The organism is Mesobacillus sp. LC4, assembly GCF_053543455.1.
In genome coordinates this window covers 124284-150002 of the sequence record NZ_JBGCUB010000006.1, presented here as the reverse complement: position 1 = coordinate 150002, position 25719 = coordinate 124284, and the positions used below count along the sequence as shown (strand labels likewise).

Genomic DNA, 25719 nt, shown 5'->3' with positions numbered 1-25719 from the left:
TTCACCTTTCTGACAGCATGCCTTCATAGTTAAAAATGAGGCGGGGAAGCTTATAATCTATTACCTTTATACCATATTATTTCATTGCGATGGGAGGTATCCAGGACAAAGGAAGAAGTTAGTATTTTAGAGAACCATTTTTACTATTGAGTATAACGTGATAGGAGCATAAAGATGTAAAAACCAGAAAGTGGTCTAGCTCATGAAGGTTTTAAAAAGGAGGAAACCATTGCTGATTTCCTCCCCAAAAACATATTACTCTTCAATTAAGCCGTTTTCTGTCAGCCATGTTCTGGCAACTTCTGTTTCACTTTTTTCTTCAATATCGACTTGATAGTTTAGGTCCGTCATTGTTTCTGTGTTGATTTTTTCAGCTAAAGGCTTGAGAAGTTCTTCTAATTCAGGATACTTTTCAAGCGTTTTTTCATGAACGGTGATTCCCGCGTTGTAGGCAGGGAAGAAGTTCTTGTCATCTACAAGGTTTACGAGATTGAAAGCTTTGATGCGGCTGTCGGTTGAGAAGCCTGTAGCTACATCAACTTGTCCGTCTCTTAGCGCTTGATAAAATAGGCCAACATCCATTTTTTTAATGTTGGAAGAACCAAACTTGAATCCATAAGCTTTCTCTACACCCTTGATTCCATCCGGACGTGTCGCGAACTCAGCGTCTGCACCTAAAGACAATTTGTTGCCATCATTCATGTAAGCTGCTAGATCGCTGATTGATTCAATGCCGAGTTCTTTTGCTTTTTCTTCTCTCATCATCAATGTGTACGTATTGTTTAATGGTGCTTGTTCCAGCCACACAAGGCCGTTTTCTTTGTCAACTTCCTTTACTTTTTCGTAAGCTTTCACTGAATCGGAAAGAGGATCAAGCTTGTTGTAGTTTACAAGACTTGTTCCTGTATATTCCCAGTAAAGGTCTACCTGCTTATTCTCCAATGCCTGTCTGACAACCTGGCTTGCCATATTGTTTTTCTCCTCAACCTCAAAGCCATTCTCCTTTAAATAGATGGCCAGGATTTTCGAGAGGACGAATTGTTCAGTGAAGTTTTTTGCACCGACGACAACCTTTTTGTCTGAAGCAGAAGCGGATGTGTCATCTTCACTGCTGCAAGCGGAGAGCAGTGAAACCATTAAAGCGATTAATACGGTAAATGATAAAATCTTTTTCATTTTTATTTTCCCCCTAAAAAATTTGTTCTATCTTAATCTGAAACTGTCACTGTTTGTCTTAACCCTTTAGAAATAACGAGCTTTTCAATGAACCTGATTAATTGATCTGCCAATAGAGCGAGCAAAGTAACCGGGATTGCCCCGGATAGGAGATAAGAGTTATCCCTCATCATGATTCCAGTGAAAATCCAGTCACCTAATCCGCCGCCGCCTACCAGATAGGCTAAAGCAGCCGTTCCGATGTTGATGACCACTGCTGTGCGGATGCCTGCCATAATAGGGTAGGCAGCGTTAGGCAGCTCAATTTTCAGAAGAATTTGAGCTGGCGTATAGCCGATTCCTTTTGCTGCATCCAGCAAGTCCGGATCAATCGATTTGATTCCAGCTACAGTATTCCGTAAAATCGGCAGCAAGGAATAAAGAAACAGAGCAAAGACTGCCGGCTTAAAACCGATCCCCATCCAGGTCATCGCCAATGCCAGAATCGCAAGGCTCGGTATCGTCTGCCCAAGATTGGCAGTATTCATAAATAGCCATTGGAGCTTTTGGAATTTAGGTCTCGTAACCAGTATTCCCATCGGAATCGCAAGCAGTATTGCCAGCAGTGAGGACAGGAGCACCATGTTGATATGCTGCTTCAATAGAAAGATAAATCCTTCCGCGTCGTCCATGATCAGCTGATAATAACCTGACTTGAACGACCAGGCGAAAAAGCTCCCGACAAGGGTGAAGAGGATTAGCTTGATGACAAAAGATACAAAACGTTTATTCTTCATGCTTTTTCTCCCCCCGTTACTTAATATGCTGATGCAAATACGCCTCTACATCATCAATCTGCATCGCACCCACAAGCCTGTTGTTTGACTGGACGACAAGCTGATCGGCTTCCTGGTTGAGCAGGATGGATAAGGCATCCCTTAAATTGGTTTCAACTGAGATCGTCTTTTTGTTGGACTTCTCCGGCCCGTCCAGTTTTCGCAGCATTCGCTCTGAAATCAAATCCTTCACGGTATGAAGACTCAGACTTTTCAATGCGCGGTCCTTGCCGACGAATTCACGGACAAACTCATTCTTTGGATGAGCAAGCAGTTCGCTTGGAGAATCATATTGCATCAGTTTTCCTTCTTTGAAAATCGCAATTCCGTCACCCATTTTGATGGCTTCATCAATATCATGGCTGACAAAAAGAATCGTCTTTTTTACTTCCTTCTGAATTTGCAAAAATTCATTTTGAATTCGTGTGCGGATGACGGGATCGAGTGCCCCGAACGGCTCATCCATCAACATGACTGGAGGGTCTGCAGCCATCGCCCGGGCGATGCCGATCCTTTGCTGCTGTCCTCCTGAAAGTTCATGCGGGTAACGCTTCCGGTATTCATCTGGATTCAGGCCGACCAGATCCATTAAGTATTTATACCTGTCTGTTTTCTTTTTTCGGTCCCAGCCTAATAAATTTGGGACAGCCATCACATTATCTTCAATCGTCATATTAGGAAACAGGCCGTTATGCTGGATAACATAGCCGATATTCCGTCTCAGCTCGATGTCATTCAAGGAATTCACATCTGTTTCATTGACGAAAATTTTGCCATCGGTAATCGATTCTAACCTGTTTACCATTCTTAGTGTTGTCGTCTTTCCGCAGCCAGATGGCCCCAGGAAAACGACGATATTGCCCTCAGGTACATCAAAGCTTACATTATCAACAGCTTTCACCTTATCGCCGTACACTTTGGTGACTTGGTCAAACTTAATCATACTTTCACCCCATCTTACTTCTTTTTATTGTGGCTGTTTTGGCATTGAAAAGAGCCTTATTGTTGAAAACCTTTTGGAGTCATGCGCTTTTGGAGAATCCCCAATAGTCCGTCTGTCACAATGGCCAGGATGGAAATGGCTATGGCTCCTGCCAGTACCATGGTTGTGTTCGATCTTGAAATCCCCTGGTTAATCAATACACCAAGACCGCCAGCTCCGATAAACGCTGCAATTGCGCCGATTCCGATATTCATGACAACGGCCTGCCTGACTCCTGCCATGATGATAGGAAGGGCATTTGGAATTTCCACTCGCAGAAGACGCTGCGTCGTACTCATTCCCAGCCCGATGGCGGCATCACGAATATTGGGATCGACATTATTGATGGCTACATATGTATTACGGATGATCGGCAGCTGCGAATATAAAATTAGCGCGATTACTGCTGGAACAAAGCCAATTCCCTGATTGATGATCGACAGAATCGGAATCATGATTCCAAAAAGCGCGATACTCGGAATCGTCATGATGATATTCGCCACCTGGAGAACGGTCTCAGCCAGTTCTTCGTTCGTTGTAAGATAAATCCCAAGGGGAAGTCCGATGGCTATCGCAATCAATATGGACAAACCTACAAGCTGCAAATGCTCGGCACTATACGTCCAAATCGAAGCCTGGTTTTCTATTATGTAGTTCAATAAATCACTCATTTTTCTGCACCTCCTTCTAAATAACTAGTACAAATTTAATAGTTGCAAGAAGCGTGCCAAATGTTGAAAAAGGACATAAAAAAGCGCCTGAACCCATATGATTTCTTGGATTCAGGCGCTTTTATAAATTATTGCGGTCTTAAATAGAATTTTTACAAGAGCAAAGGATTTTTACAGGGTTGTCAAAATTTTTTTACAAAAAGGGGGATTATCTTCAATTCTACTAACTACCCGAAGTAAAAAGGGGATAAACCTGAGTTTATGAAATAGTAAGAAAAAGGAGTGAAAGGGTGTTTCATCGAATAAAGTACTATCAATATGAGAATCAGGGATTTGGAGAGTGCGGAGAGTGAAAAAAATACATAAACCATGGATTAAACTGAAGGGAAATATCGATGCGGGAGATTATGAAACAATGAATAAGCTTGAGGAGCTCTGCATTCAACATGATCAGACTGCATTGAAGCTGGAGCTTGATTACAAGCTCGGGGTTAGTGTTGACAGCAGCAAAGGTGTTCAGGATATAAATGAGTTCATGTACTACAATGGCGATGTGCTGATTGGCTATATGGGGATTTCGAGTTTCGGCGGTCCGTGGGAAGTGAACGGTATGGTGGATCCTGATTACCGGCGCCAGGGTGTTTTTAGGAAATTATTCGAGCTTGTAATGGCAGAATGGAAGCGCAGAGGTTCTGGCAGCATGCTGCTGTTGAGCGACCGGAACTCGGAAGCGGGGCAAAAATTCATTGCTGCAGTTGGTGCTCAGTACAAGCATTCGGAGTATGAGATGTTTTTGAAAAAAGAGAATCCTGCCGTTGCTTCAGATAAGTTGGCAGGCATTGCTTTCAGGAAAGCTACGAATGCAGATGCGAAAGAAATCGCCAGGCAGAATGCGATTTATTTTAACGATGAAGAGGATGCCAGTTCGGATGGCATGATTTTGCCAGAAGAAGAGGAAATCAGATCAGATGACATGGTTTTGTCAGAGGAAGAGGAAATCAGTTCGGATGGCATCACTTTGTCAGAGGAAGAGGAAATCAGTGCGGAAGACATGATTCTGCCAGAGGAAGAAGAAAAGCGCGGGATGACTTCTTATCTTGTTGAAAAAGAAGGGCAAATCATCGGGAAAGTGAATCTGCAGCTGACATCGAAGCTCGGTGCCATCTTTGGTCTCGGTGTGCTGCCGGAGCACCGCCGTAAAGGCTACGGCAGGGCGCTTCTTTTGCTGGCAATTGAAAAGCTGCGGGAGGCAAATGCCCAGGAGATCATGCTTCAGGTAGCGGCGGAAAACTCGAATGCGCTTAACCTTTATAAGTCTTGCGGTTTTGAAGAGACATCTACGATGGATTATTTTGAGCTGAAGTAAACGATATCCACCTCGTATAGAAACGAGGTGGATATTTTTGGATTATTTTGAAACTAACGGATGGTTAATTCGTAATTATATTATTATCATTATTTTTGAATGGGAGGGTTAGCAATGAATTGGAAGAAAGATTTTAAAACTTCGGCTCTTATCATTTTATTAGTCATCACGGCGATTGCTCTTTTGGATAATGCAAGAACAGCAGATTCTGCAGCGAAGCTTGAGGAGGATAAAAATCGTCTTGAAAAGAAAGTGACTAGTTTAGAAAAAGAAATCGAAGAGCAATCGCGGATGACAGAAGACATAAAGTATGAAAATGATGCTTTGGCCGTCAACCTTTCAACCCTGGAAGAGGAGCTGGCGGCAGCACAATCCTCTGTTCAATATGAGGACTTTATGGATGCGATCAGTGTTGTTGAGACCTATAAAGCTGCCGGAGAGTTTAAAGAAGTAATTGACTTAATTGCTCTTGGAAATTTTACAAGTTTTGGCACCCTTGATCAAGATGACAATTGCCCTTGCACTATTAACTTCAAATATAGCAATCTTGAATGGATCCCCGGTGTAGTTTTAGACCTAAGTGGATTTAAAATTGAAAAAGGAAGAATCGTTCTTACATATCTTACAGTGGAGGACCTGGAAGATAATTATCAATTTGTATTGACTAAGAGCGATGGCTTTTACGATAGAACTGAAAAATGGAGGATAGAAGAGATTAGGCTTATCGAAAAGGAGGGGTCCCCATTATAAAATTCGATAAACGGTTTCTCCCATTAGTGGTTTATTTTCTAGTGGCAGGCTTGCTTTTGCTTTTTACGGAACAAACGAACTTCAATCTTTCGGGTGTTCATTATCAGTTCGATCAGGAAAAGATGATGATGCTAATTGAAGAAGGATTTTGGGATAAGGATGTGGTCGAAAGGCAGGTTACTGCTCATGAAGCGCTTGAAATAATGGTGCCGATTAATGAGGCGAAGCGGTTATGGGAAGTGAATATTTATCTCATTGCTCTTTTTGCTGCCGTTTTTATTACGCTATTCTTTACTCCTTTAAAACCGAAGAAACATTTTAGATGGTATGTAGTATTATATCTGATCTTCCTTGTGTGCTTCATTCTTTGGGACGTTGCGGTTCATCAGGACATTGCAGAGGAGATTGTCAAAACACTTTTATCCTGAAAAAAATATCTGAAAATTGTATTGACAGTGCAGTCGATTTCATGATAAATTTATCTCGAATTAAAAATAAATTGTTTCGAGATTTTTATTTTTTTGAAGTTATATCTCGAATTCGAGATAAAAACAAAACAGGGGGAATTAGGAATGGCTAAATTTGCAGTAGATCAGGCGCACTCAGCAGTAGGATTTGAAGTGAAACACATGATGGTTTCAAAGGTAAAGGGACAATTCGGCTCTTATACAGCTGACGTTGAGGCAGCAGACCTGACAGATTTAACAACAGCTTCAATCGCATTCAAAATTGATGTAGCAAGCATCGACACACGTAACGAGGACCGCGAAAACCACTTGAAATCAGCAGACTTCTTCGATGTGGAAAACTATCCAACAATCGATTTCAAATCCACTAGCATCACTCGCGATGGAGATGATTACAAAGTAACTGGCGATCTGACAATCAAGGACGTAACAAAGCCAGTCACATTTGATGTGGAATATGGCGGCAAAGGCACAAACCCATGGGGCGTAGAAGTTTACGGATTCGAAGCAGCAGCAAAAGTAAACCGTGAAGAATTCGGCCTGACATGGAATGCCCCACTTGAAACAGGCGGCGTACTCGTCGGAAAAGACATCAAGATCAAAGTAGAACTAGAAGTAAATCCAGTTGCATAACATTTGATTCGTGTAACCGCTCAAGGGGGAACCCTCAGGGCGGTTAATTTTTTATGGGCAGGTGGATAGGTAGTTGGGAATATGACAGGTTCGGGTGCCGAGGGGGGAGCTGTCAACAAAGAGAAGGAATCGTGACAGGTTTGGGTACTGAGGGAGAAAAGCTGTCAAGAAAAAGAGGTAATCGTGACAGGTTTAGGTGCTGAGGGAGAGAAGCTGTCAAGAAAGAGAAGGAATCGTGACAGGTTTAGGTGCTGAGGGTGAGAAGCTGTCAAGAAAAAGAGGTAATCGTGACAGGTTTGGGTGCTGAGAGTGAAAAGCTGTCAAGAAAAAGAGGTAATTGTGACAGGTTTGGGTGCTGAGGGTGAGAAGCTGTCAAAAGAAAACACTTAAGACAGGTTTGATACCAAACGAAGAAAAGCTGTCAAAAGAAAGCACAACTTAAGACAGGTTTGGCGTCAAATGAAGCAAAGCTGTCAAAAGAAAGCGCAACTTAAGACAGGTTTGGCGTCAAATGAAGCAAAGCTGTCAAAAGAAAACCCAACTTCGGACAGGTTTGGAACCAAATGCAGTAAAGCTGTCAGAAGGATGAAAGAAAGAGGTTCATCTAATCCAACTGACCCAGGTCATCAGCACTCTTCATAGAGCAAAAAAACTCATCTTGTTTAAGTTCGGAAAATTCGGTATTTTAATGATAAATGAAGTTAAGAGGGTGATTGGGTGACTCGTCTTTTATGGACTTTATCAATAGCTCAATTTCTGGCGATGCAGGTGTGGTTTAATTTTTCTGCTGTTATGCCGGTTGTGGAGAGGGAGTGGGATCTATCCTCGACGGAATCTGGGATTATCGTGGCGTTTTTTCATATTGGCTATGTGGCGGCGGTGTTTTTTTACAGTTTTTTGAGTGATCGTTATAATCCAAAATACTCGTTTATGTATGGTGCGCTAATTGCTGGGGTTTCTGGTATTCTTTTTAGTCTTTTGGCGCAAGGGTTTTGGTCTGCGTTATTGTTGAGGTTTATTTCGGGTGTCGGGATTGCAGGGATTTATGTGCCGGGAATGAAGATTGTCGCACAAACATCGAGCGATCGGGCACGGGGGACGGCCATGGGACTATTTGTTGGCTCGCTTGTCGTTGGTTCGGGGTTTTCCTTGCTGATTTCTGGCCTGTTCATTAATCTGGTGGGCTGGAAGGGTGTTATTTTCATCACCTCGTGTTCTGCAATTCTGGCTGCTTCGTTCATTTATTTTTCGAGGATTCCGGAAAATATCCATATCCACAATCAACGTTTAAGCATGGCGCTATTAAAGCGTGTTCTTACCAGGCAGAATCTGCTGGTGAACATCAGTTACACGGGGCATTGCTGGGAGCTTTATGCGATGTGGGCATGGATTGGCCCTTTTATGGTGTATTACTTTCAGACTCATGATGTTTCGAATGCGATTTCAGTTGGCAATTTTATCGGAGCGTTTGTTGTCATGATTGGCGGGATTGCCAGTTTCATTGGCGGCAGGATGTCCGATTCTTTCGGCAGGCTAAAATCGATCAAGTTGTTTATTTACATCAGTATTGCCTGTTCGCTGGCGATTGGCTGGCTGACACCTGCGAGCATGTGGATTTTGCTCCCAATTGTATTCATATATGGGTTTACGATTATTGCGGATTCCCCCATCTACAATACAATGATCACGGAGATCTCTGATCCGGAAATAACAGGAATCGCTTTGGGAATCCAATCGGTGCTGGGGTTCAGCGCAACGATTTTTTCCCCCATGATTTTTGGTATTCTGCTCGATTATTTTCATTGGGGTGTCGCATTTACGACCATTGGCGCGATGACAATCATTACGCCAATTTGTATTTCATTTTTAAAGAAGCGGTTGAGTGAAGTTGATATTCGAAACACCGATATACTTTAGCTTAAAAACTTGGTATAATTTTACCAAAATAACCTAAAGCAAGAGGTACATACGTTGAAAAAATCGAAATTGCAGTTTTGGCTGATTCAAATTTTGCTTATCACGACGATTATTTATGTTTCAACAAAGATTTCCTTTATGTTTGAACCGATTGGGATCTTTATCTCCACGGTGTTCTTTCCGATTCTGATTACGGGCTTCCTCTATTTCCTGCTGAATCCTGTGGTTGATTTTCTGCAGCGGAAGAAAGTGCCGCGCGTTGTCGCAATCTTGATCATTTATGTAGTGTTTGGTGCGCTTCTGGTTCTCGCGATTGGGAATCTGGTTCCTGCGGTTTCCAAGCAGGCAACAGAGCTTGCAAATGATCTTCCTGTTTTCGCGGATAAGACGACGGAGTATTTTTACGATGTTGTTCAGTCTTCGGAGTTTAAAAGCTTCAGGGATGAGCAGCGGGAAATGATTGATACGGTTCAGGAGCGCGTTATTGAGTATGCAAATACCTTGCCGAATAAGCTAACCAATGGTTTAAAGGGATTGCTCGGTATCGTCACCAATATCGCAATCATTCTAGTGACAGTTCCGTTTTTATTGTTTTACATGTTCAAGGATGGACACCGGTTCCCGCATGCTGTTTCCAAGTTCATTCCGAAAGATTACCGGGAAGAGGGGCTTAAAATCCTGAAGGAAACGGGTGAAACACTTTCGGCCTATATCCAGGGTCAGGTGACAGTCGCCTCAGCGGTTGGGATTTTGGCTTTTATCGGCTATTTGATCATTGATCTACGCTATGCATTGATTCTGGCGTTAATCGTCGCCTTCACAAATATTATCCCGTATGTGGGACCGATTATTGGCGGAGCGCCTGCTGTGCTGGTTGGTCTTTTTGATTCACCAACAAAAGCTTTGCTAGTCGTCATCGTCATCCTGGCGGCCCAGCAGATCGAAGGTAACTTGCTTTCGCCGCTTATCCTTGGTAAAACCCTGGATACTCATCCGGCAACGATCATTATTATTTTATTGGCGGCTGGAAATCTGGCTGGTGTACTGGGAATGGTGTTAGCTGTTCCGACCTATGCCGTTTCTAAAACAATCGTCTTGAATCTGGTCCGTTTTTTAAGAGCCAGGAAAAGGGCAACGATTACCACAGAGGCAACATAACAAACATGAGAATCCTGTCATCAGTCTTTGGGCGATAGAGCTTTATTTAAGCTTCTATCGCTTTTTTATTAAGAGTGATGCAAAAGTGAGCGGAGGGATGGTATGAGGAAGCGGAAGTGGCTGCTGTTATTGATGGTTGTTATAATTGCTGTAGTAATCGCGCTTGTAAATAAGCCGAATGAAGCTGATTTTGCGAGTTGGATGGAAGATACTTATGAGGTGCAGTGCCTTGATGAAGTTTGTGACGTATGTCAAATTGAAACAGGCAACGAACAGATCGTCATGCAATCAGTGCAAGGCGGCTTTTCACCCGGAATTTTTGTGGCAAGAATGCATAAAACCTATCGTAATCAAGCTGATCCTTCCTATCATTTAGAGCTGAAAGCATCAGGTTTCCTGGAGAATATAAGGATTGAAAAAGAAACGATGCGAGGCATGCATAAGAGGTAAGTGTTACTTTTTAGCTCCTCTTAGATTTTTTTCCAAATGTTCATTTCCATACTAGAGCTCTTCCAACTGTACATAATATTCTGGGGAAGTCCTTTTTTCCTATCTTAAAAACAGACCATGGAGGACGATGGAATGAGCGGCTCTAAAGAGGAACTGAAAGAACAGCTTAACGTGCTAACAGCTCGCAGGGACCGGATGCAGAAGAATCTTTATGAGGTCGAGAAGGAAATCGCGGAGATCACCAATAAGCTGGCTAAAATGAAATGATGATGACCGTACCAATGAGGAAGCTGCGAAATAGGCGGCTTCTTTTTTACATCCTGGAGGAATATATCCATTTTTGGTGAATTCAATAAGGACGGGAATAATTCAAGATAAGTTGATTTGAAATGTCGAAAATAAAGGGGGCCACGAATTGCGGCACCGTCTAATATGGATGATATCTGTTCTTTCATTTTTGTTTTTCCTTGGAATGTTCTATGTTGAAGTATCGGTCTATTCTTTATTGCCTGCAGACCAGGGTGGAATGAGTTTCTGGAAAGAATTGAAGAATGTTTGGTATCGTTCGATATCGTTTTATGCCATGGTTGCCATTGCTTTTTTATCGATTTATTTTCAATTTATACATAAACGAAAGCAAAAAGTCCCTCCATATATAGAAGGACATGAACGTTCTTAGTTTCCATTTGTTAGTTCTTTTCGATTGGGAGCAAGCGGGGGCTGTTCCAGCCATTTATTTTTTTCCATGATATCGAACCATTTTTTTGTCACCATGAGGTTTTTGAGAACGATGCTTTCATAGGTTGTGATCAGGTCAGTACGCATAGCGGAAGCCAAACCTGTGCCATGATATACTTGCGCAGCCTGGTATAAGAAGCCGGTATGATACATCATCAGCTTATCTGAAAAAGGAGCTTCTGTTGATGTGGTGACTTCTGTTTCCCAAGAACGGGGAACTGGCAGGTTATCTTCGTGCATGATTTTGGCAAAGGCCTGTATTTGTTGGTCAGCTGTTTTCTCAGAATCAGCTAAGAACTTCCTCACTTCTTTAGAGTGGGCAACTTGGCTGAAAGCAATCGACAGAGTTTTCGCCATGATATTCTTTTTTATGTTGAAAGAGATACTGATAATTTCTGTGGCAGATAAACTTCTGCCTTTTCCGAAAATGCCATCTGTAAAATCGGGGCTGACAATAAATTCAGGATTTTTAGCAGGGTAAAATAAAGGATCTCTTTGGAAACTGCCTCTTTCTAGTAATAGTTCGATTGTCTTGTGGTACATTTCTTTTCCATCGTTATCGCATGAATCGTAAAAATCGCGTAAGTCCTTTCTGACAGAAACGCCTAAAGCGGTGATATGGCCAAGCATCCCGTGGAGTGTCATGATATGTAAGTAATTCAAGCAAAAGATGTCAGAGAACAACCTTTTTGCCTCTAAATTGATATCTGCTTCTCCAAATCCTACGGGTACTGGAAATCCTTCATTCTGCAAAAAAGTTACCAGTTGTTTCTTTTGACGAGCGAATTTCGAAATGGCATCCTCGAATATTGCCTTGATCGCTTCATCTTCAATAATGGTGAACATATATTTATTTACTGCGTCGATCATTGTTCCGTTTACATATTCGCCCCATAAGCTTCCAATCTCGGAAGATGTAAGCTGTATTTTATCTTTATCCATGTTTTCACCTCGCTGGTATTATTTCCTCGTTTAAATGAAATATGAATATACCATGTTCAAGATTTTGTTATCGTCTAGAAGCACACTATCCAAAATAAAATTTTTAAAAAGAAATGAACTTTTCTACATAGTTACGACTCTTACATAGGAGCGGGGTGAGGGGATGAATATTGTTCGGCTGGTGAAAAAGGCCAAAAAGGGCAGTAAGGATGCGTTGCTGGAGTTGATTATGGCTGAGAAGGACGCCATGTACCGGCTTGCTTTTACATATATGCGGAATGAGCATGATGCGATGGATGTGCTGGAGGAGATGATTGTCCGGCTGTATGAAAATATCGGCCAGCTGAAGAAGGAAGAGGCTTTTTACAGCTGGAGCAAGACCATTCTTGTGAACCTCTGCAAAACAACACTTCGCAACCAAAAGAAGGTTGTACTGATGGAAAACTGGCAGTCTTCCAAAGAGGAGGAACAGCCTTCTTTCGGATCGAATGTGCAGCCTTTAGAGATCGCCGAGATGTTAGCGATTTTGAGTGAGGATCAAAAAGAAGCGATTCAAATGAAGTATATTCTCGATCTGGATTATCAGAGTATTGCTGATCTGACAGATGTTCCAATTGGAACAGTGAAATCGAGGGTCTTTCAGGGGTTAAGGAAAATGAAGGATCATTTTGGGGGTGAAGGCATTGAAAGAGATAGAGGAAGTGTTGAGTGAGGAGAAGAGGCGCATAGCTGACATGACACCTCCGCAGGATTTCGAAGCGAGGATGCGCAGCGCTCTTGATGCAAAGCCTTCAAGGAAGCCTAAACGCAATAATCCATATATTATGATGGCTGCTGCAGGTGTTCTGTGCTTTATGCTGATCAGCTATAATTACAATGCCTTTGCCTTCTATGGGAAAAAGATCTTCGGTTATGAGGAGATCATGACAGGAACAATGAAGGATTTGAATGATAAGGGCATGGGGCAAATCATTGATAAAAAGACGACATTGTTTGATGGAACAGAGCTGATCATTGACGGAATCATGACGGATGCAAACCAATTGGTTATGTACTATACCTTATCAAACCCACAGGGTATTGCGGATTCACTGGACTATGTCTTTATTTCTGATAAAATTACCGGCTTCCTCACCAATGCCCATGGAGGAGGCAGCATGGAGCTGCTGAATGATGAAGGTACGGAAATAAAAGGGACGATGTATTTTGATCCAGTCAGTCCATTTGCGAAAAAATTGACTTTGCATTTTTGGCAGGGGCAAGAGTACCAAGAGGGGAGCATCACGTTTCCTTATGATCCGAATAAAGCCATGCAGACACAGATAAAACAGTCGATTAAGGAAACAGTAAAGGTTGATAAAGGGACGGTTTCGTTCAAGACGATTACAGCAACACCCACATCGACCGTTATCGAAGGAAAAATGGACGTGGATAATTTTGACCGGATCAGGTTCGGCTTCGAAGGAGTCAAGTTGATTGCAAATGGTAAAACCATCGACAATGCAGGGTATGGTGTAAGGAGCGCTTTTAACGGAAGCAAGTTCGATTTGCGTTTCGATGGTCTGCCAGAAGAGTTGCATTCTCTGGAGTTGGTATTTAATGAGTTTGTCGGCTACCAAAAATTAGAGGAACAGATTCTGGTAACAGAAAGTTCACAGCATGATCTTCATGGGAACGACCTTTGGATTAAGAAGGTTGCTGCTACTGAGCGTGGAATCGAAATCACGATTGAGACAGACGAGAATCTATTGCTTGACGGTGTCTCAGTTCAAAGTGGTGACAAGGTGACTCCTATAAAAACAACCATCGACCAGACATTGGACAAAAAGGGAGATAGAATCACCAGCGAACGGACGATGGTCTTTGAAACGAAGTCCATGCCAGAGTATTTGCTGGTCAAAGGAATCCATTATGTGAAAAAATACAATCAAAAGATTGAGATTCCGGTTGATTAATTGGTGTTGGTGAATAAAAGAGGCATATGTGGGTAGACTTTGTGGCATCTGCTGTGCAGTTATAAACTTTATTGGCGGAAAAATGATTTTATTGGCGGTTTTCACAACTTTATTGGCGAAAAAATGATTTTATTGGCGATTTTCATAATTTTTCTGGCGGAAATTTCATTTTATTGGCGACTTGGAAATTTCGAGCGTTTTTTTCCAGTTCGCTCTTAATAATGCGAGGGCATTGTTCATTCATGGAACAGTGCCTTTGGCATTTAGATGAAATGTCCCCTTCGATTTCTAAAAAGAGATTGACACTCTTATGCGATAGGAGTATTTTATACTTATTCATTTTAATAAAAGGCCTTTATGCTGAATCTTTTGAGCGGGGGAACCATATTTGATAAAGAGACTTTATCTTGGGGTGAATTTTAGCGAATGCAGCTAAAAAGGGATACTCTCAATCCCTAATCCGACAGCTAACTCCGTAAGCCGTGAAGAGAGAAGGGTTAATGATAGGCATTGACCATTCTTGTTTAGGGTGGTCTTTTTGTGTTTTAATGAAAACAATCTGAAATAGTTAGAAGGGGTATTCTTGGCGAAAATTCTTAAAAGGAACTGGTTGAAGCCTGCGCAAATCATTGTATTGTTTTATGTATTTGCTGTGTTGATCTCAGCGGCGCTCCTTAGTCTCCCGATTGCTCTCAAGCCGGGAGTGCATTGGACGTTCATTGATGTATTATTTACAGCAGTCAGTGCCGTTAGTGTAACGGGCCTGGCGGTTGTATCTACTACGGACACCTTTAGTACGCCTGGTGTTTTCATATTGATGTTCATCCTCCAGTTTGGCGGGATTGGAATCATGACGCTTGGTACGTTTTTCTGGATGATATTGCGAAGGAAGATCGGTCTTAAAGATCGCCAGTTAATCATGACCGACCAGAATCAATCGCAGATGTCGGGTCTCGTTAAACTCATGAGGCAAATTTTGGCCATCATCCTCTTGATCGAGGCCGTAGGGGCCCTTATATTAGGAACCTATTTTCTTGGTTACTTCCCGACATGGCAAGAAGCCTATCTCCAAGGCTTATTTGCGGCGGTCAGTGCAACGACGAATGCTGGTTTTGATATTACAGGAAGTTCACTGATTCCTTTTGCGCATGATTATTTCGTGCAAACCATCAACATCATTCTACTCACCTTAGGGGCGATAGGATTCCCGGTATTAGTGGAAGTGAAGGAATACTTTTTGAACCGTAAAAAGCACCATCGATCTCATTTTTCGTTGTATACGAAGTTGACGACATTAACCTTCTTTGCGCTTATGTTTTTTGGTGCATTTGCGATCCTGCTTTTTGAATATAATCATTTCTTCAAGGACTACAACTGGCATGAATCATTTTTTTATGCCTGGTTCCAGTCGTCCTCAACAAGGAATGGCGGGCTTGCGACGATGAATGTGAGTGATTTTTCTAATCCAACTTTATTGCTGCTTTGCTTTTTAATGTTCATCGGTGCTTCCCCAAGTTCTGTTGGCGGCGGCATCAGGACGACTACTTTTGCAGTGGTCATATTGCTGATCATCAACTTTGCAAAAGGACATAATGCGATTAAGGTATTTGGACGTGAACTTCATGAGGAAGATATCCGGAAATCGGTAGTGGTTAGTTTTTTGGCTATGCTGCTCTGTTTTGCGGCAGTGGTGATATTGAACGCGACGGAAAACTTCACGATGATGGAAATCATGTTCGAAGTCAGTTCGGCCTTCGGGACAACCGGCTTGTCGATGGGAATCACTCCTGAACTTAGCACAGCAGGGAAGATTGTCATTATTTCTTTGATGTTCATAGGAAGAATAGGAATTCTATCATTTATCTTCCTGTTCAACCGTGGAAAGCTAGAACCAAAATGCCATTATCCGAAAGAAAGATTGATTGTCGGATAGGGATGCCGGGAAGTATTGGGTGGAAGATGCCCGATGCTTCTTTTTTTATTTTCTTAGAATTAACTAATTATTCACAATATGGTTATAGAAAATGCAAAGAGGCAATTTATAATAGGGAGTGATTAGGTAATGCTGTTATATGACAAAGGAGGTAATCGGTATGAAATTGGATGGAAAAGTGGCGGTTGTAACGGGCGCGGCATCTGGCATGGGAAAGGCGATTGCGGAACTTTATGCTCGCGAAGGGGCAAAGGTTCTTCTCGCTGATTTTAATAGTGATGGTGCTGAGGCCGTTGCACAGGGGATTACCGAAAATGGTGGAACTGCTAAGGCTTTGAAAGTGAATGTGGCGGAATTGGCTGATGTGGAGAATATGATCGATACAGCGGTTCAGGAGTTTGGCACGCTGGACATCCTCGTGAACAATGCCGGCATCATGGATGGCTTTGAGCCGGTTGGTGACATTCTGGATGAAAAATGGGACAAAGTTTTCGATGTGAATACGAAAGGCGTTATGCGCGCGATGCGAAAAGCGATTCCGATTTTCCTGGAGAAGGAAAAGGGGATCATCATTAATATTGCTTCCACCGGCGGGTTCAGCGGTGCGCATGCCGGAGCAGCATACGGTGCATCCAAACATGCGGTGATTGGATTAACAAAGAATACCGGCTTCATGTATGCGCAAAAAGGGATTCGCTGCAATGCCATCGCACCGGGAGCAGTTGAGACCAATATTGGTTCAAGCATGACGAACATCAATGAATTCGGCATGTCACGTGCAGGAATGACCCACTCTTTATCACCTCGAGCCGGCAAGCCGGAAGAAATCGCACAAGCAGCTTTGTTCCTGGCAAGCGACGAGTCCAGCTTCGTGAACGGGACCGTTCTTACAGTTGATGGCGGTTGGACATCTGCATTTTAAACATAAAGATGGCTCCTCTAGGTGATAAGAGGAGCCATCTTCTGTTGATTCCCTCTAGTTTTTGCCTGCATGAGGCCTGTTCTGTAAATACAGCTCGAGGTCTGGGCTGCTTCCTTTTACGATGTCTTCGGCAATAATTTTCGCGAGCATCTGGCTGTATACGGTTCCGTTGTCGCCGAACGCCAGGAGGAAATAGCTGTTCGGAAACTCATCATACACTCCGATAATCGGAAGTCCGTCCGCTGTCCCCCCATAAAATGCCGCTAAATAATACTCAGGTTCAAATTGGATCTCCGGGAACATCTTGTTAAACTCATCCACCAGCTTGTCTCTTTTATGGATCAGCTTGCTGTCCCGGTCTGAGGGTTTATTCGTATTGTCATCAAGACCGCCAACAATGATGCGATTATCTGCCGTTGTCCGCAAGTAGATATAGGGCCGCGCTGTTTCCCATAAAAGCGTGCGGTTATACCAGGAGGATAGCTCGCTGACAGGTTTTGAAGTGACAGTATATGTACTGACAAAGGAAACGAGTTTTTCCTTTTTTAAGTCAATTCCTTCATACCCTGCGGCAAAAATGACTTTACCTGCAGAGATGGAGTGGCCATTTTTAGTGGAAACAATCATTCTGTTCGATTTAGGGTCATGATGATGGCCGTTCATCTCGGTGTTTTCAAACACTTTTATACCTTTACGTGCAGCATGGTCCATTAACGCATGAGTAAATTTAAATGGATTCAGCTCACCATCACCATAGGAGTAGATGGCAGCCTCCCTGCTGAAAGGGTATTTCTGTTCGATTTCTTCTTTCTTGAGAAAATCTACGGTCAATCCTTGCTCTTTTAAAAATTCGTATTCTTTCCTCAGTGTATTGACATCCTCACTGCAGCTGGCTGAATAAAGCGAATCTCTTCGGGTAAATTCACAATCAATCTCAGTCGCTGAAGCTGCCGACTCCATTTCATAGATCGCTTCCTGAAGCAGTGTTAAATGCCTCGTAATATACTTTTTTCCGAAAGAGTTGGCCAGATTTGTGAACATTTTTTCTCCTGAATACTGGATGAGCGCAGTATTCGAACTTGTACTGCCGCCTCCAACATTTCCTTTCTCAATGACAGCCACTTTCAGGCCAGAGTCTGCCAGGTAATAGGCACATTGAGAAGCAGAGCTGCCTCCCCCGACAATCAGGACATCACATTCAAGATCTCCTTCTAACTGCGGATAAGAAGGAGGATCTGGGAAAGTGGCAGGCCAATAATAAGTACCCGACATTACATTCATGTGTTTCCTCCTGATAAAAATGATGTTCATAGTATTTCCATGTGGTGGCGTGGCATTCATGAGAAATAGGGATGCTGCTCATTATGATGAAAATGGTTTTTTAAATCCGAAGTTTATAGTGATTTTTAAAAAATGGATCAGAAAGTACTGATAAAATCGTTTACACATCTCAACAATCACCTGCCTGTTTTGTTTATTGGCGAAAATCTAATTTTATTGGCGATTTCTCAAGGTTTATTGGCGGAAATTTAATTTTATTGGCGATAATGAGCGGTTTATTGGCGAAAAATGATTTTTATTGGCGACTTGGGAATTTCCGCTGATTTTTTCCAGTTGAAGACTCGTGCAGCCACTTTTCATGGAACCTCTAGTCTTCCTATCCGTATATAGAGAAAGGGATAGGGGGATGGATATGAAAAAAGTATTTGAAGTTACATACGAAGGTCATCATATACAAGTGGAGAATACGTGGTTTAACGGGGAAAAGCTTTATGTAGACGGCAAATTGCAGGATCAGAATTTGGGGTTTGCGTTTGATCGGGCGACGTTGAACGGGGTCATTAAAAATAATCAAGGTGAAAACCAGTATATAAAGGTCAGCCTTGGCGGTGCGATCACGGTAGAGTGCCGGATTTTTGTCGACCATGTATTGATTTATCCTGATCATGAGATTCAGTAAAAAACAGAAAGGAGCTTAACTTAGTTGAGCTCCTTTGTCGTATTTAAACCTTTTTTCGATCTTTCTTACTCTGGAAAATAAAGATGGCTATGGCCACAGCAGATGCGAGTACGAAGGCGATGATGGTAATCGTGATGTAAAGCGGGTCATTGTTTGAATCTTCTGGTACGAATCTTGTTGCAATAGGTCCCATGGAGAGGAATAAAGGAATCAATACCGTGAACCAGGTTTTAGTATAGAGAGCGGCACCAATGAAAATGGCGGCGCACAGGACAATGATCAGGATGTTTTGCGCTGGCGTTGCGACGAAGACCTCTTCGAATTCCTGTGTTTTGTACCATAACATCAATGCGACCATGATTCCGGTTACGATGAAGGAGATTCCGATAAATATCACGTAACCCCATTTAGAATGAAAGAATTTCGGCATAATTTTGAATAAGAATGCGCCGTAAACCAGGATGCTGATGGAGCTGATGACCAGCGCGAACCAGATGGTCCCTTGCGATACGGAAAAAGTTCCTTCAATGGCAGGGCCGATACTCATGTAAGCTGCCAGCAGCAAGATCATCAAGGGAACCAAGCCAGCAAGCTGTCGATAATCGGTTTTCATGGATTCGCCAATGCTCTTCATATAATTCTTCGGACTGTCCCCGATGATATGGCTGACATCCTTGCCGGCTGCTTCCGCCTCCATCAAATGGACCTCAAGTTCTTCGGTGATCTCATTGATTTCCTGGTCGTTTTTCCCTTTTGAAATTAAATACATTCGCAGTTCCACTAAAAATTGCTCTGCTTGTTTCGAAACACTCACTTTATTTCCCCCTTTTATATAGGCTCTTTTTCACGTTGAAATCGGCTTTAGGATTTTAACAACTATCATGACGAAAATAGCCTTTGTTCAATACATTGTTCACCGAGGAGCTCAGTTGCGCCCACCGAAGGATGAATTGCTCCAATTCCTGCTCGCCTTTTTCCGTCAATGAATAATATTTCCGTTTCGGCCCAGCAGTCGATTTCCTTAATGTTGTGCTTACGAGACCCTCTTTCTGCATCCGCAGCAGAAGGGGATAGATCGTTCCTTCGCTAAAAGAATGAAAGCCATAGGACTCTAATTTGGCAGCCAGTTCATACCCATAAATTTCGCCCTCTTTGATGATGGACAAAAGGCATCCATCGAGAATCCCTTTAAGCATTTGCGTCGTATCAGCCATCTGACGGGCTCCTTTCAGTAACTTGAATTGCGAAGTATTTAGGTACTTATTTTGCATGGTAGCTGAAGCGGGTAAGTGAAATATGCTACCTTGTATTACAAGACATTTGTGTAAAAAAAAACAGGATCTTATTTTACAAGACATTTGTGTAAAAAAAAGGATCTTATTTTACAAGACATTTGTATAAAAAAAAGGATCTTATTTTACAAGACATTTGTATAAAAAAAACAAGATCTTGTATTAAAAGATAATTAGGTGAAAAAATTTTCCTATGTATTGCAAGACCATTGTGTAAATCAGTACCTTGTATTGCAAGATATATTTTTACTATACATGAAGGTATCTTGCAATGCAAGGGTTATATAGTAGATGTTTTCCAATTAATGTTCTAACCGGTCGTCCAAACTATGTCTATGCCTGCCATTTTGTGGTATCGTGGAAGTAACGATAAGCAGTTAGGGATGAGTATTTTGAAGAAGAAACTAATTTTAAGCTTTAGCGTGCTGGTTCTTTTAGCAGCTTGCAACACGGAGGACTCGTATACCCACTGGACAGATAGTACGGATAACCAAATCCAGCGTCTGGATGATGCGGGGATAAAATATGAAATCAGAGAAGGCGAGATCTGGGTCCGAGATAAGGATTTGAAAAAAGCAGTGGCGTGTTGCTCTTAGGGAATCTGTCTTTTTATAAATAACTGATTATTCTAATAGTTAAGATGTGGAATGTCTATGATTGTAAGTCTGGGCGATGGGTGGACGGGCTTTGTCCAAAGGGGGGAAGTTAATAATGATGCTGGAAAAAATGGAGCCGATTTCGATTGCAGCGATTCAAGAGATGGGCATTGAATCTGTCGTGGATTGGTTTGAAAGGCATAGTGAATATTTCTATCGTCTTGGCTGGTGTTATACTCACAACTCGCAGCAGTTGGAGGAACTTTTTTACCAGAGTATTCTGAAGGTGCATAAGGAATGGCCGCGGTATAAGGGAAATTCAACATTCAAGATGTGGGTCACGTCGAATTTTATTCAAAACATCCGAGGGCTTTCTGCTGATCGAAATGTGCAAGATTCGGAGGGTACGGAACCAGCCTCGGATGTAATTGCTGCCATACATCAACTGGCGGGCGTTGAAAAGGATGCGTTTGTTCTTACATATGTAACAGGCCTTACCCTTGAGGAAACGGCTCAAATCCTTGGTGTTAAGGATGAAAAAATAAAGCAATCATTGTTCTTGGGGATTCAGACGGTAAGAAAACAAGTAGATGGAATCGACTATCATGGCTGTGAGCAGTACCAGAAGCATTATATCGATTACCTGGAAAAATGCATGGAACGTCCGGAAAAGATAGAGTTCGAGATTCATCTTTACAATTGCAGTGTTTGTCAGGAAGATTTGGCCAGCTTCCAGGAAGTCGCGATGACGAGATTGAACCATGTTGAAGGAGTCAATGACCTGGAAGTAAATCCTCAACTAATGGAGAATGTCAAAAAGAGATTCGCAGATCAGAAGGAACATAGACAGAAAAAGAATAAAAAGCTTAAAAGATGGTCCCTTGGCTTTGCAAGTGCATTAGCTATTATTATTGCGATTGGCTTCATTACCGGTGCGTTTCCAAAGGCCTATTATGCCTGGACGGAAGATGATGCGCAGTTACGCGCCTTCCTCCAGGAGGGTTTTGGCCAGAGGCTGAATCTGGAAGCTGAAAGTGGCGGGGTGAAGGTGAAGATTAAGGGCGTGGTTGCGGATGATATCCAGACGCTTGTATTCTATGAAATTCATGACCTGAAGGAAGACAAGCAGTATTTCATGACTTTTGAGGATGGATTGGCAGTCGTGAACGAATTTGACATCATGAATCGTGAATCCTATCCACGCTACTCTTTTCCAGATGTCGAGGCCGAGATGAACAAAAAAGAGAGGAATGTCTTCTATGGAAAGGTAGCCCTAAGGCCGCTAAAAGAGGATCAGGGGGAAATCGAGTTAAGGATCACCAGGCTTCAAAGACTGGCTAACGATGCTTCATTGTCATTCGGCTTTACTTCCGGTGATTATAAGGCAGGGGATTGGAGCTTCAAATTCCCTGTAACGAAACAGGCTGCCACTGAATACGAAATCAATGAACAAAAAGAACTCGAGGGTGTCGCCATCAGACTGGATAAGTTGATTGTAGCCCCAACTAGCACTCTATTACAGTTTGGCATTAATACTGAAAACGAAGAGAAGAGGCTTGATTTCCTCAATTTCAAATCGCTAGAGGTGAATGAAAAAAAAGTGAAGTCCGACCGGTATGGCAGCCACTTTTTGGATTACCAGCTGGACAGTGACTGGACTGCTTTCCAGGCATATTTCGACCCGCTCTATGGTGAGAAAGTCAAAGACATCAGAGCCAATTTAGACTCGATCTATCTATCGATTGTAGATCATAAGAGCATCGAGCTGAGCGGGACATTCCCGCAGGAGATTGAATATGCAGGCAGTACCATCTCTATTGATAAGACCAAAGTTGGTCAGTCTATCGAAGTGACCGTACGGAGTGATGATCTGGAAAATCGGGTATTTGAATCCCTTCACATGGATTTAGTGAATGACAAAAATCAGCAATTCAATGTAACCCATATGGAATCCAAATCAGTAATTGTTGATAAAGACGGCGTCGAATATGATATGCAAACCGAACGAGTCGATTTTGAAAAATTAGAGGAGCCACGCTATTTCGTCACAGAAATGACCATGAAGGTAGATAATGTTGAAGAGAAATCCATGAAACTCCTAATTACCGGTTATAACAGCTTGAAGTACATGGATGAATCTTGGGACCTGGGGACGGTTCTGGTGTCCGAGGATAATAAGTAACATGTATTTTGAGGGACGGGAAACTGTCCCTCTGTTTAATCGGAAAAACTTAGGGATGTGCGACATGGGGACGGTTCTGTTGTCCTGGAGAATAGTGTTTTTCTTCCATGTCCTGTTATTCATCTCTCGAGAATGAGCTGTCTGTTTTTACATGAAAAGCAAATGAGTGGAGGGTCCATTTGAAAAAAATAAAGTTAACATTAGTGATTAGTTTAATTGTCTTGTCACTTTTGGTCCTAGTATCGATAATTTTCACTTCCGGCATCAACAGAGATGTAGTGGGGATGGGAGGATTGGCTGTAGGATTCATTTTAATTTTGCCATCTGTAAAAATCCATCGACTGCTATTCTTCGGAAGTCGTGCTGACCAAACGGTAATGTTTCCTGATGAACATTTACAAAATAAGTTAAACAGACAAATAGAGCAAGAAGAACGAAATAAAGGGGAACGCAAAACAAACACAGTCATTGATTCTCTTGGCTATTCAGGAATGGTATTAATCATTATATCTTTATTTGTTGTTACTTAGATTAATTAATAGATAGTGGTACGGAATTTAGGGACTGGAGAACCGTCCCTCTGTCTCGTGAAATGAAGGAGGATTTTCTGTGGGTTTCGTTGCATGGATGATTGTCGCCTGTGAAATTGCGTTTTGGATCGTGATCATTCTGGGGCTGACGATTCGGTATGTTTTTAAGAAAAACAAGCTCAGTATCATTTTCTTTGCTTTGACACCGTTAATTGATCTGTTGTTGCTGACCCTTACTAGTTATGACATGTACCGTGGGGCAACGGCTACCATTGCCCATGGGATCGCGGCCATTTATATTGGTGTTTCGGTTGCCTATGGAAAAAGCATGATCAACTGGGCGGATTCGCGTTTCCGATATTATATACTGCGAAAGGGTGAAAAACCTCAACGGTTGAAGGGCAGTGAGTTTTCCCGGAACGAAAGGAAAAACCTGTTCCGCCATTATGCTGCGTTCCTGATTGGAGGCAGTATGCTCGGTTTAATTGTATTCCTGATCCAAGACTCGGCAAGGACGGAGAGCCTTTTCGCTGTCCTAAAAACTTGGGGATTTATTCTGGTCATTGATACCGCGATAACAGCGAGCTACTTCATTTGGCCGAGAAAGGACAAAGCTACAAAAGCTGTGTGATGAAATGGGGATGATGGTGTCCCTGGAATAGTGACGATATGCGAATTTGCCATGTTAACCAGGAACATTATCATGAGTGACGAATTGAAAAAGCATGCCCATACATTAGGGATTACGAGCTTCTTTTTCTAAAAATCTAATCCCCTCGATACATCCTTTAACAAGTAAAAATGTAAACGAAAGAACACTGAATGTTATATATCCATTCCAGCCTTTACTATATTTCACTAACTTTGTATTTTTTTCAAGCCAGTTCTCAACAAGCGTCATTGGTGCGCTAAAAAGAAACACGCTCAAAGCAGCTTTCAATGGTTTCATTTTATCGGTGAATTGATTGTACATGACACATGATAAAGGAAATAATATGTAAAGAAACACGATGTTTGAATCGAATAATTTAGGAAGATAGCGATGTGGATATTGCATATATTTAGTTTTGATCAGCGGTCCATCAAATATTGTAGAAACAAACGTTTTTATAAAAAAGATAAGGAACCAGTCCTTTATATTTCTCTTCTTGCGTGATAAAAAAAATAGGCTTCCAACTAATCCAATTATGGTCAATATGTTCAATATTGTCCTGTCCTTCATCTTACAGACACCTCCTTTGAATAAGGTGTCCTTTTTCTAAGCGTATTATGAAAATAGTTTCGAGTCTTATGGCAAGGGACAGTTCTTTTTGCGACGAGAGAACCGTCCCTTTTCTTATTGTGGCAGTACCCTATTTTGCATTTGAATCTGGTTGATGAATGCCAAAGATATTTCCTTCTGTATCTTTATAGTACCCCTGCCACGCCATGCCAGGCAGAGCATATTTAGGCAATGCCACTACGCCGCCATTATTAAGGATCTTTGTTTCCGTCACATCGTAATCTTCTACGCCCATTGTACAGGCATATCCATTTAAAGGCTGGTTTGCTTCTGGAGGGGGACCTTGACGTTGCATTAAAGCTCCATTAATTCCAGGCTCATCCTCACCACCAGTCACCGCCCCAAAATAGGGCATGCCAGCGTATTCGCTGTAATCTTCAAATGTCCATCCAAATACTTCACCATAAAACTTTTTTGCACGATCCATGTTATCTACATGTATTTCGAAATGTACTAATCTTCCCATGATTACCTCCTAATTATAAAAACAATCTCTAGAATGTATTTTTCTATAAAGCTGTTGGGCACTCCTTCTCCATTATGGTATTAAATTGATGAATTATACTTTTATGCCAGGTGCTAGACTAAGCTTTTTTCGCAGGGAAGGTGTTGAAGGAATCATGAATAAAACTTGTATCGCAAAAATATATAATGAATAAATGGATTCGGACAAATACTGCCATACGAAATTGGAACTATAAGGTGCTGATTTTTTGAATAGGAATAAAAATTTGAATGTAGTCATTTTTGCGCTTTTCTGTTTGCTTATAGTTCTATTTGTGCATGTGATACTTCACACCAAGGTTTATGTGGTTTTCAGCGCTAGTCTTGGTTCGGTCTTCATGATGGGTCTGATTATCTTCCTCATTGTCTTCCTCTATTTCAATGGGTAAGACTATTGGTGAAATGTTCCAATTATAGGTCTTAAGGCTGACTCCATATTAAAGCTGCAGCCTGTTAATTGATCGTAGGTTAAGGCTTATGATTAACCTATAATCAGTT

The 25719-nt window shown here is 42.0% G+C and carries 27 protein-coding genes and 1 riboswitch; of the genes, 17 read left to right on the top strand and 10 right to left on the bottom strand.

The features are described 5' to 3' along the window. Nucleotides 1-255: 255 nt before the first annotated feature. From AB5I83_RS18520 to AB5I83_RS18505, 4 genes are read right to left on the bottom strand one after another with little or no spacing between them, the layout of a single operon-like run. A complete protein-coding gene (locus tag AB5I83_RS18520; protein WP_448977446.1) occupies nucleotides 256-1176 on the bottom strand; it encodes an ABC transporter substrate-binding protein in 921 nt (306 codons plus the stop codon). Between the two features lie 32 nt (nucleotides 1177-1208). Beyond that, entirely contained in the window at nucleotides 1209-1952 is a 744-nt protein-coding gene (locus AB5I83_RS18515) for an ABC transporter permease (RefSeq protein ID WP_226086531.1), read from the bottom strand. A 16-nt stretch (nucleotides 1953-1968) separates the two neighbouring features. Beyond that, nucleotides 1969-2934: an ABC transporter ATP-binding protein gene (locus AB5I83_RS18510; RefSeq protein WP_448977444.1), complete on the bottom strand. Its 966-nt coding sequence runs from the start codon at nucleotides 2932-2934 to the stop codon at nucleotides 1969-1971. A gap of 56 nt (nucleotides 2935-2990) precedes the next feature. Continuing rightward, nucleotides 2991-3644: an ABC transporter permease gene (locus AB5I83_RS18505; protein ID WP_448977442.1), complete on the bottom strand. Its 654-nt coding sequence runs from the start codon at nucleotides 3642-3644 to the stop codon at nucleotides 2991-2993. Between the two features lie 349 nt (nucleotides 3645-3993). On the opposite strand from AB5I83_RS18505, the gene AB5I83_RS18500 reads away from it, so the two are divergent. From AB5I83_RS18500 to AB5I83_RS18460, 9 genes are all read left to right on the top strand, one after another. Continuing rightward, nucleotides 3994-5010, top strand: a complete 1017-nt coding sequence (locus tag AB5I83_RS18500) for a GNAT family N-acetyltransferase (protein ID WP_448977440.1) — start codon at nucleotides 3994-3996, stop codon at nucleotides 5008-5010. Nucleotides 5011-5124: 114 nt separating this feature from the next. Further along, the gene (locus AB5I83_RS18495; RefSeq protein WP_448977438.1) at nucleotides 5125-5760 is read left to right on the top strand and encodes a hypothetical protein; all 636 of its coding nucleotides are present in this window, start codon (nucleotides 5125-5127) and stop codon (nucleotides 5758-5760) included. Between the two features lie 56 nt (nucleotides 5761-5816). Continuing rightward, nucleotides 5817-6188 carry a hypothetical protein gene (locus AB5I83_RS18490; protein ID WP_448977437.1) on the top strand — a complete coding sequence of 124 codons (372 nt, stop codon included), beginning with the start codon at nucleotides 5817-5819 and terminating at the stop codon, nucleotides 6186-6188. A gap of 144 nt (nucleotides 6189-6332) precedes the next feature. Then, entirely contained in the window at nucleotides 6333-6860 is a 528-nt protein-coding gene (locus AB5I83_RS18485) for a YceI family protein (RefSeq protein ID WP_226086537.1), read from the top strand. 717 nt (nucleotides 6861-7577) lie between these two features. Beyond that, nucleotides 7578-8777, top strand: a complete 1200-nt coding sequence (locus AB5I83_RS18480) for an MFS transporter (protein WP_448977436.1) — start codon at nucleotides 7578-7580, stop codon at nucleotides 8775-8777. A 54-nt stretch (nucleotides 8778-8831) separates the two neighbouring features. Further along, nucleotides 8832-9935: an AI-2E family transporter gene (locus AB5I83_RS18475; RefSeq protein ID WP_448977435.1), complete on the top strand. Its 1104-nt coding sequence runs from the start codon at nucleotides 8832-8834 to the stop codon at nucleotides 9933-9935. Between the two features lie 102 nt (nucleotides 9936-10037). Next, nucleotides 10038-10385 carry a hypothetical protein gene (locus tag AB5I83_RS18470; protein ID WP_448977434.1) on the top strand — a complete coding sequence of 116 codons (348 nt, stop codon included), beginning with the start codon at nucleotides 10038-10040 and terminating at the stop codon, nucleotides 10383-10385. 132 nt (nucleotides 10386-10517) lie between these two features. Then, nucleotides 10518-10652, top strand: coding sequence for a hypothetical protein (locus AB5I83_RS18465; RefSeq protein WP_448977432.1), 135 nt, complete (start codon nucleotides 10518-10520; stop codon nucleotides 10650-10652). Nucleotides 10653-10800: 148 nt separating this feature from the next. After that, nucleotides 10801-11064 carry a hypothetical protein gene (locus AB5I83_RS18460; protein WP_448977430.1) on the top strand — a complete coding sequence of 88 codons (264 nt, stop codon included), beginning with the start codon at nucleotides 10801-10803 and terminating at the stop codon, nucleotides 11062-11064. Here AB5I83_RS18460 and AB5I83_RS18455 read toward each other — a convergent pair. Further along, on the bottom strand, nucleotides 11061-12065 hold the full coding sequence (locus AB5I83_RS18455; protein ID WP_448977428.1) for a DUF3231 family protein: 1005 nt from the start codon (nucleotides 12063-12065) through the stop codon (nucleotides 11061-11063). The two genes, AB5I83_RS18460 and AB5I83_RS18455, sit on opposite strands and share 4 nt — an antisense overlap. Nucleotides 12066-12228: 163 nt before the next feature. Between AB5I83_RS18455 and AB5I83_RS18450 the strand changes: the two genes are divergently transcribed. From AB5I83_RS18450 to AB5I83_RS18435, 4 genes are all read left to right on the top strand, one after another. Then, nucleotides 12229-12777: an RNA polymerase sigma factor gene (locus AB5I83_RS18450; RefSeq protein ID WP_448977426.1), complete on the top strand. Its 549-nt coding sequence runs from the start codon at nucleotides 12229-12231 to the stop codon at nucleotides 12775-12777. Continuing rightward, nucleotides 12749-14020, top strand: coding sequence for a DUF4179 domain-containing protein (locus AB5I83_RS18445; RefSeq protein ID WP_448977424.1), 1272 nt, complete (start codon nucleotides 12749-12751; stop codon nucleotides 14018-14020). The genes AB5I83_RS18450 and AB5I83_RS18445 overlap by 29 nt, the downstream gene beginning before the upstream one ends. 348 nt (nucleotides 14021-14368) lie before the next feature. Further along, nucleotides 14369-14517, top strand: a riboswitch (cyclic di-AMP (ydaO/yuaA leader). Nucleotides 14518-14603: 86 nt separating this feature from the next. Continuing rightward, nucleotides 14604-15953 (top strand): TrkH family potassium uptake protein, encoded by a 1350-nt coding sequence (locus tag AB5I83_RS18440; protein WP_167832286.1) that lies wholly within the window; start codon nucleotides 14604-14606, stop codon nucleotides 15951-15953. Between the two features lie 160 nt (nucleotides 15954-16113). Next, nucleotides 16114-16875 carry an SDR family oxidoreductase gene (locus AB5I83_RS18435; protein ID WP_448977422.1) on the top strand — a complete coding sequence of 254 codons (762 nt, stop codon included), beginning with the start codon at nucleotides 16114-16116 and terminating at the stop codon, nucleotides 16873-16875. 54 nt (nucleotides 16876-16929) lie between these two features. On the opposite strand, the gene AB5I83_RS18430 is transcribed toward AB5I83_RS18435, so the two are convergent. After that, entirely contained in the window at nucleotides 16930-18156 is a 1227-nt protein-coding gene (locus tag AB5I83_RS18430; protein ID WP_448977420.1) for an NAD(P)/FAD-dependent oxidoreductase, read from the bottom strand. 412 nt (nucleotides 18157-18568) lie between these two features. On the opposite strand from AB5I83_RS18430, the gene AB5I83_RS18425 reads away from it, so the two are divergent. Next, the gene (locus tag AB5I83_RS18425; RefSeq protein ID WP_448977418.1) at nucleotides 18569-18835 is read left to right on the top strand and encodes a hypothetical protein; all 267 of its coding nucleotides are present in this window, start codon (nucleotides 18569-18571) and stop codon (nucleotides 18833-18835) included. A gap of 43 nt (nucleotides 18836-18878) precedes the next feature. Here the strand turns inward: AB5I83_RS18425 and AB5I83_RS18420 are convergent, their stop codons facing one another. Continuing rightward, on the bottom strand, nucleotides 18879-19649 hold the full coding sequence (locus AB5I83_RS18420; protein ID WP_448977416.1) for a DUF1129 family protein: 771 nt from the start codon (nucleotides 19647-19649) through the stop codon (nucleotides 18879-18881). Between the two features lie 55 nt (nucleotides 19650-19704). Continuing rightward, nucleotides 19705-20049: a PadR family transcriptional regulator gene (locus AB5I83_RS18415; protein ID WP_448977414.1), complete on the bottom strand. Its 345-nt coding sequence runs from the start codon at nucleotides 20047-20049 to the stop codon at nucleotides 19705-19707. Nucleotides 20050-20838: 789 nt separating this feature from the next. Here AB5I83_RS18415 and AB5I83_RS18410 point away from each other — a divergent pair. The 3 genes from AB5I83_RS18410 (at nucleotide 20839) to AB5I83_RS18400 (ending at nucleotide 24066) form a co-directional block, all read left to right on the top strand. After that, nucleotides 20839-22905, top strand: a complete 2067-nt coding sequence (locus AB5I83_RS18410) for a DUF4179 domain-containing protein (protein WP_448977412.1) — start codon at nucleotides 20839-20841, stop codon at nucleotides 22903-22905. A 179-nt stretch (nucleotides 22906-23084) separates the two neighbouring features. Further along, entirely contained in the window at nucleotides 23085-23435 is a 351-nt protein-coding gene (locus tag AB5I83_RS18405; RefSeq protein WP_448977410.1) for a hypothetical protein, read from the top strand. A gap of 79 nt (nucleotides 23436-23514) precedes the next feature. Continuing rightward, entirely contained in the window at nucleotides 23515-24066 is a 552-nt protein-coding gene (locus AB5I83_RS18400) for a hypothetical protein (RefSeq protein ID WP_448977409.1), read from the top strand. A gap of 105 nt (nucleotides 24067-24171) precedes the next feature. Here AB5I83_RS18400 and AB5I83_RS18395 read toward each other — a convergent pair whose 3' ends face one another. Both AB5I83_RS18395 and AB5I83_RS18390 read right to left on the bottom strand, forming a co-directional pair. Next, nucleotides 24172-24657 (bottom strand): CBO0543 family protein, encoded by a 486-nt coding sequence (locus AB5I83_RS18395; RefSeq protein WP_448977407.1) that lies wholly within the window; start codon nucleotides 24655-24657, stop codon nucleotides 24172-24174. A 130-nt stretch (nucleotides 24658-24787) separates the two neighbouring features. Then, a complete protein-coding gene (locus AB5I83_RS18390) occupies nucleotides 24788-25183 on the bottom strand; it encodes a VOC family protein (protein WP_448977405.1) in 396 nt (131 codons plus the stop codon). Nucleotides 25184-25719 lie beyond the last annotated feature (536 nt).

Excerpts from the sequence above, each read along its gene's own strand:
- AB5I83_RS18510 (WP_448977444.1), bottom strand. The coding sequence starts at position 2,934 with ATGATTAAGTTTGACCAAGTCACCAAAGTGTACGGCGATAAGGTGAAA.
- AB5I83_RS18470 (WP_448977434.1), top strand. The coding sequence starts at position 10,038 with ATGAGGAAGCGGAAGTGGCTGCTGTTATTGATGGTTGTTATAATTGCT.
- AB5I83_RS18435 (WP_448977422.1), top strand. The coding sequence starts at position 16,114 with ATGAAATTGGATGGAAAAGTGGCGGTTGTAACGGGCGCGGCATCTGGC.
- AB5I83_RS18390 (WP_448977405.1), bottom strand. The coding sequence starts at position 25,183 with ATGGGAAGATTAGTACATTTCGAAATACATGTAGATAACATGGATCGT.
- AB5I83_RS18450 (WP_448977426.1), top strand. The coding sequence starts at position 12,229 with ATGAATATTGTTCGGCTGGTGAAAAAGGCCAAAAAGGGCAGTAAGGAT.
- AB5I83_RS18520 (WP_448977446.1), bottom strand. The coding sequence starts at position 1,176 with ATGAAAAAGATTTTATCATTTACCGTATTAATCGCTTTAATGGTTTCA.
- AB5I83_RS18455 (WP_448977428.1), bottom strand. The coding sequence starts at position 12,065 with ATGGATAAAGATAAAATACAGCTTACATCTTCCGAGATTGGAAGCTTA.
- AB5I83_RS18495 (WP_448977438.1), top strand. The coding sequence starts at position 5,125 with ATGAATTGGAAGAAAGATTTTAAAACTTCGGCTCTTATCATTTTATTA.
- AB5I83_RS18415 (WP_448977414.1), bottom strand. The coding sequence starts at position 20,049 with ATGGCTGATACGACGCAAATGCTTAAAGGGATTCTCGATGGATGCCTT.
- AB5I83_RS18410 (WP_448977412.1), top strand. The coding sequence starts at position 20,839 with ATGATGCTGGAAAAAATGGAGCCGATTTCGATTGCAGCGATTCAAGAG.
- AB5I83_RS18505 (WP_448977442.1), bottom strand. The coding sequence starts at position 3,644 with ATGAGTGATTTATTGAACTACATAATAGAAAACCAGGCTTCGATTTGG.
- AB5I83_RS18425 (WP_448977418.1), top strand. The coding sequence starts at position 18,569 with ATGAAAAAAGTATTTGAAGTTACATACGAAGGTCATCATATACAAGTG.
- AB5I83_RS18430 (WP_448977420.1), bottom strand. The coding sequence starts at position 18,156 with ATGAATGTAATGTCGGGTACTTATTATTGGCCTGCCACTTTCCCAGAT.
- AB5I83_RS18465 (WP_448977432.1), top strand. The coding sequence starts at position 10,518 with ATGAGCGGCTCTAAAGAGGAACTGAAAGAACAGCTTAACGTGCTAACA.
- AB5I83_RS18515 (WP_226086531.1), bottom strand. The coding sequence starts at position 1,952 with ATGAAGAATAAACGTTTTGTATCTTTTGTCATCAAGCTAATCCTCTTC.
- AB5I83_RS18485 (WP_226086537.1), top strand. The coding sequence starts at position 6,333 with ATGGCTAAATTTGCAGTAGATCAGGCGCACTCAGCAGTAGGATTTGAA.
- AB5I83_RS18395 (WP_448977407.1), bottom strand. The coding sequence starts at position 24,657 with ATGAAGGACAGGACAATATTGAACATATTGACCATAATTGGATTAGTT.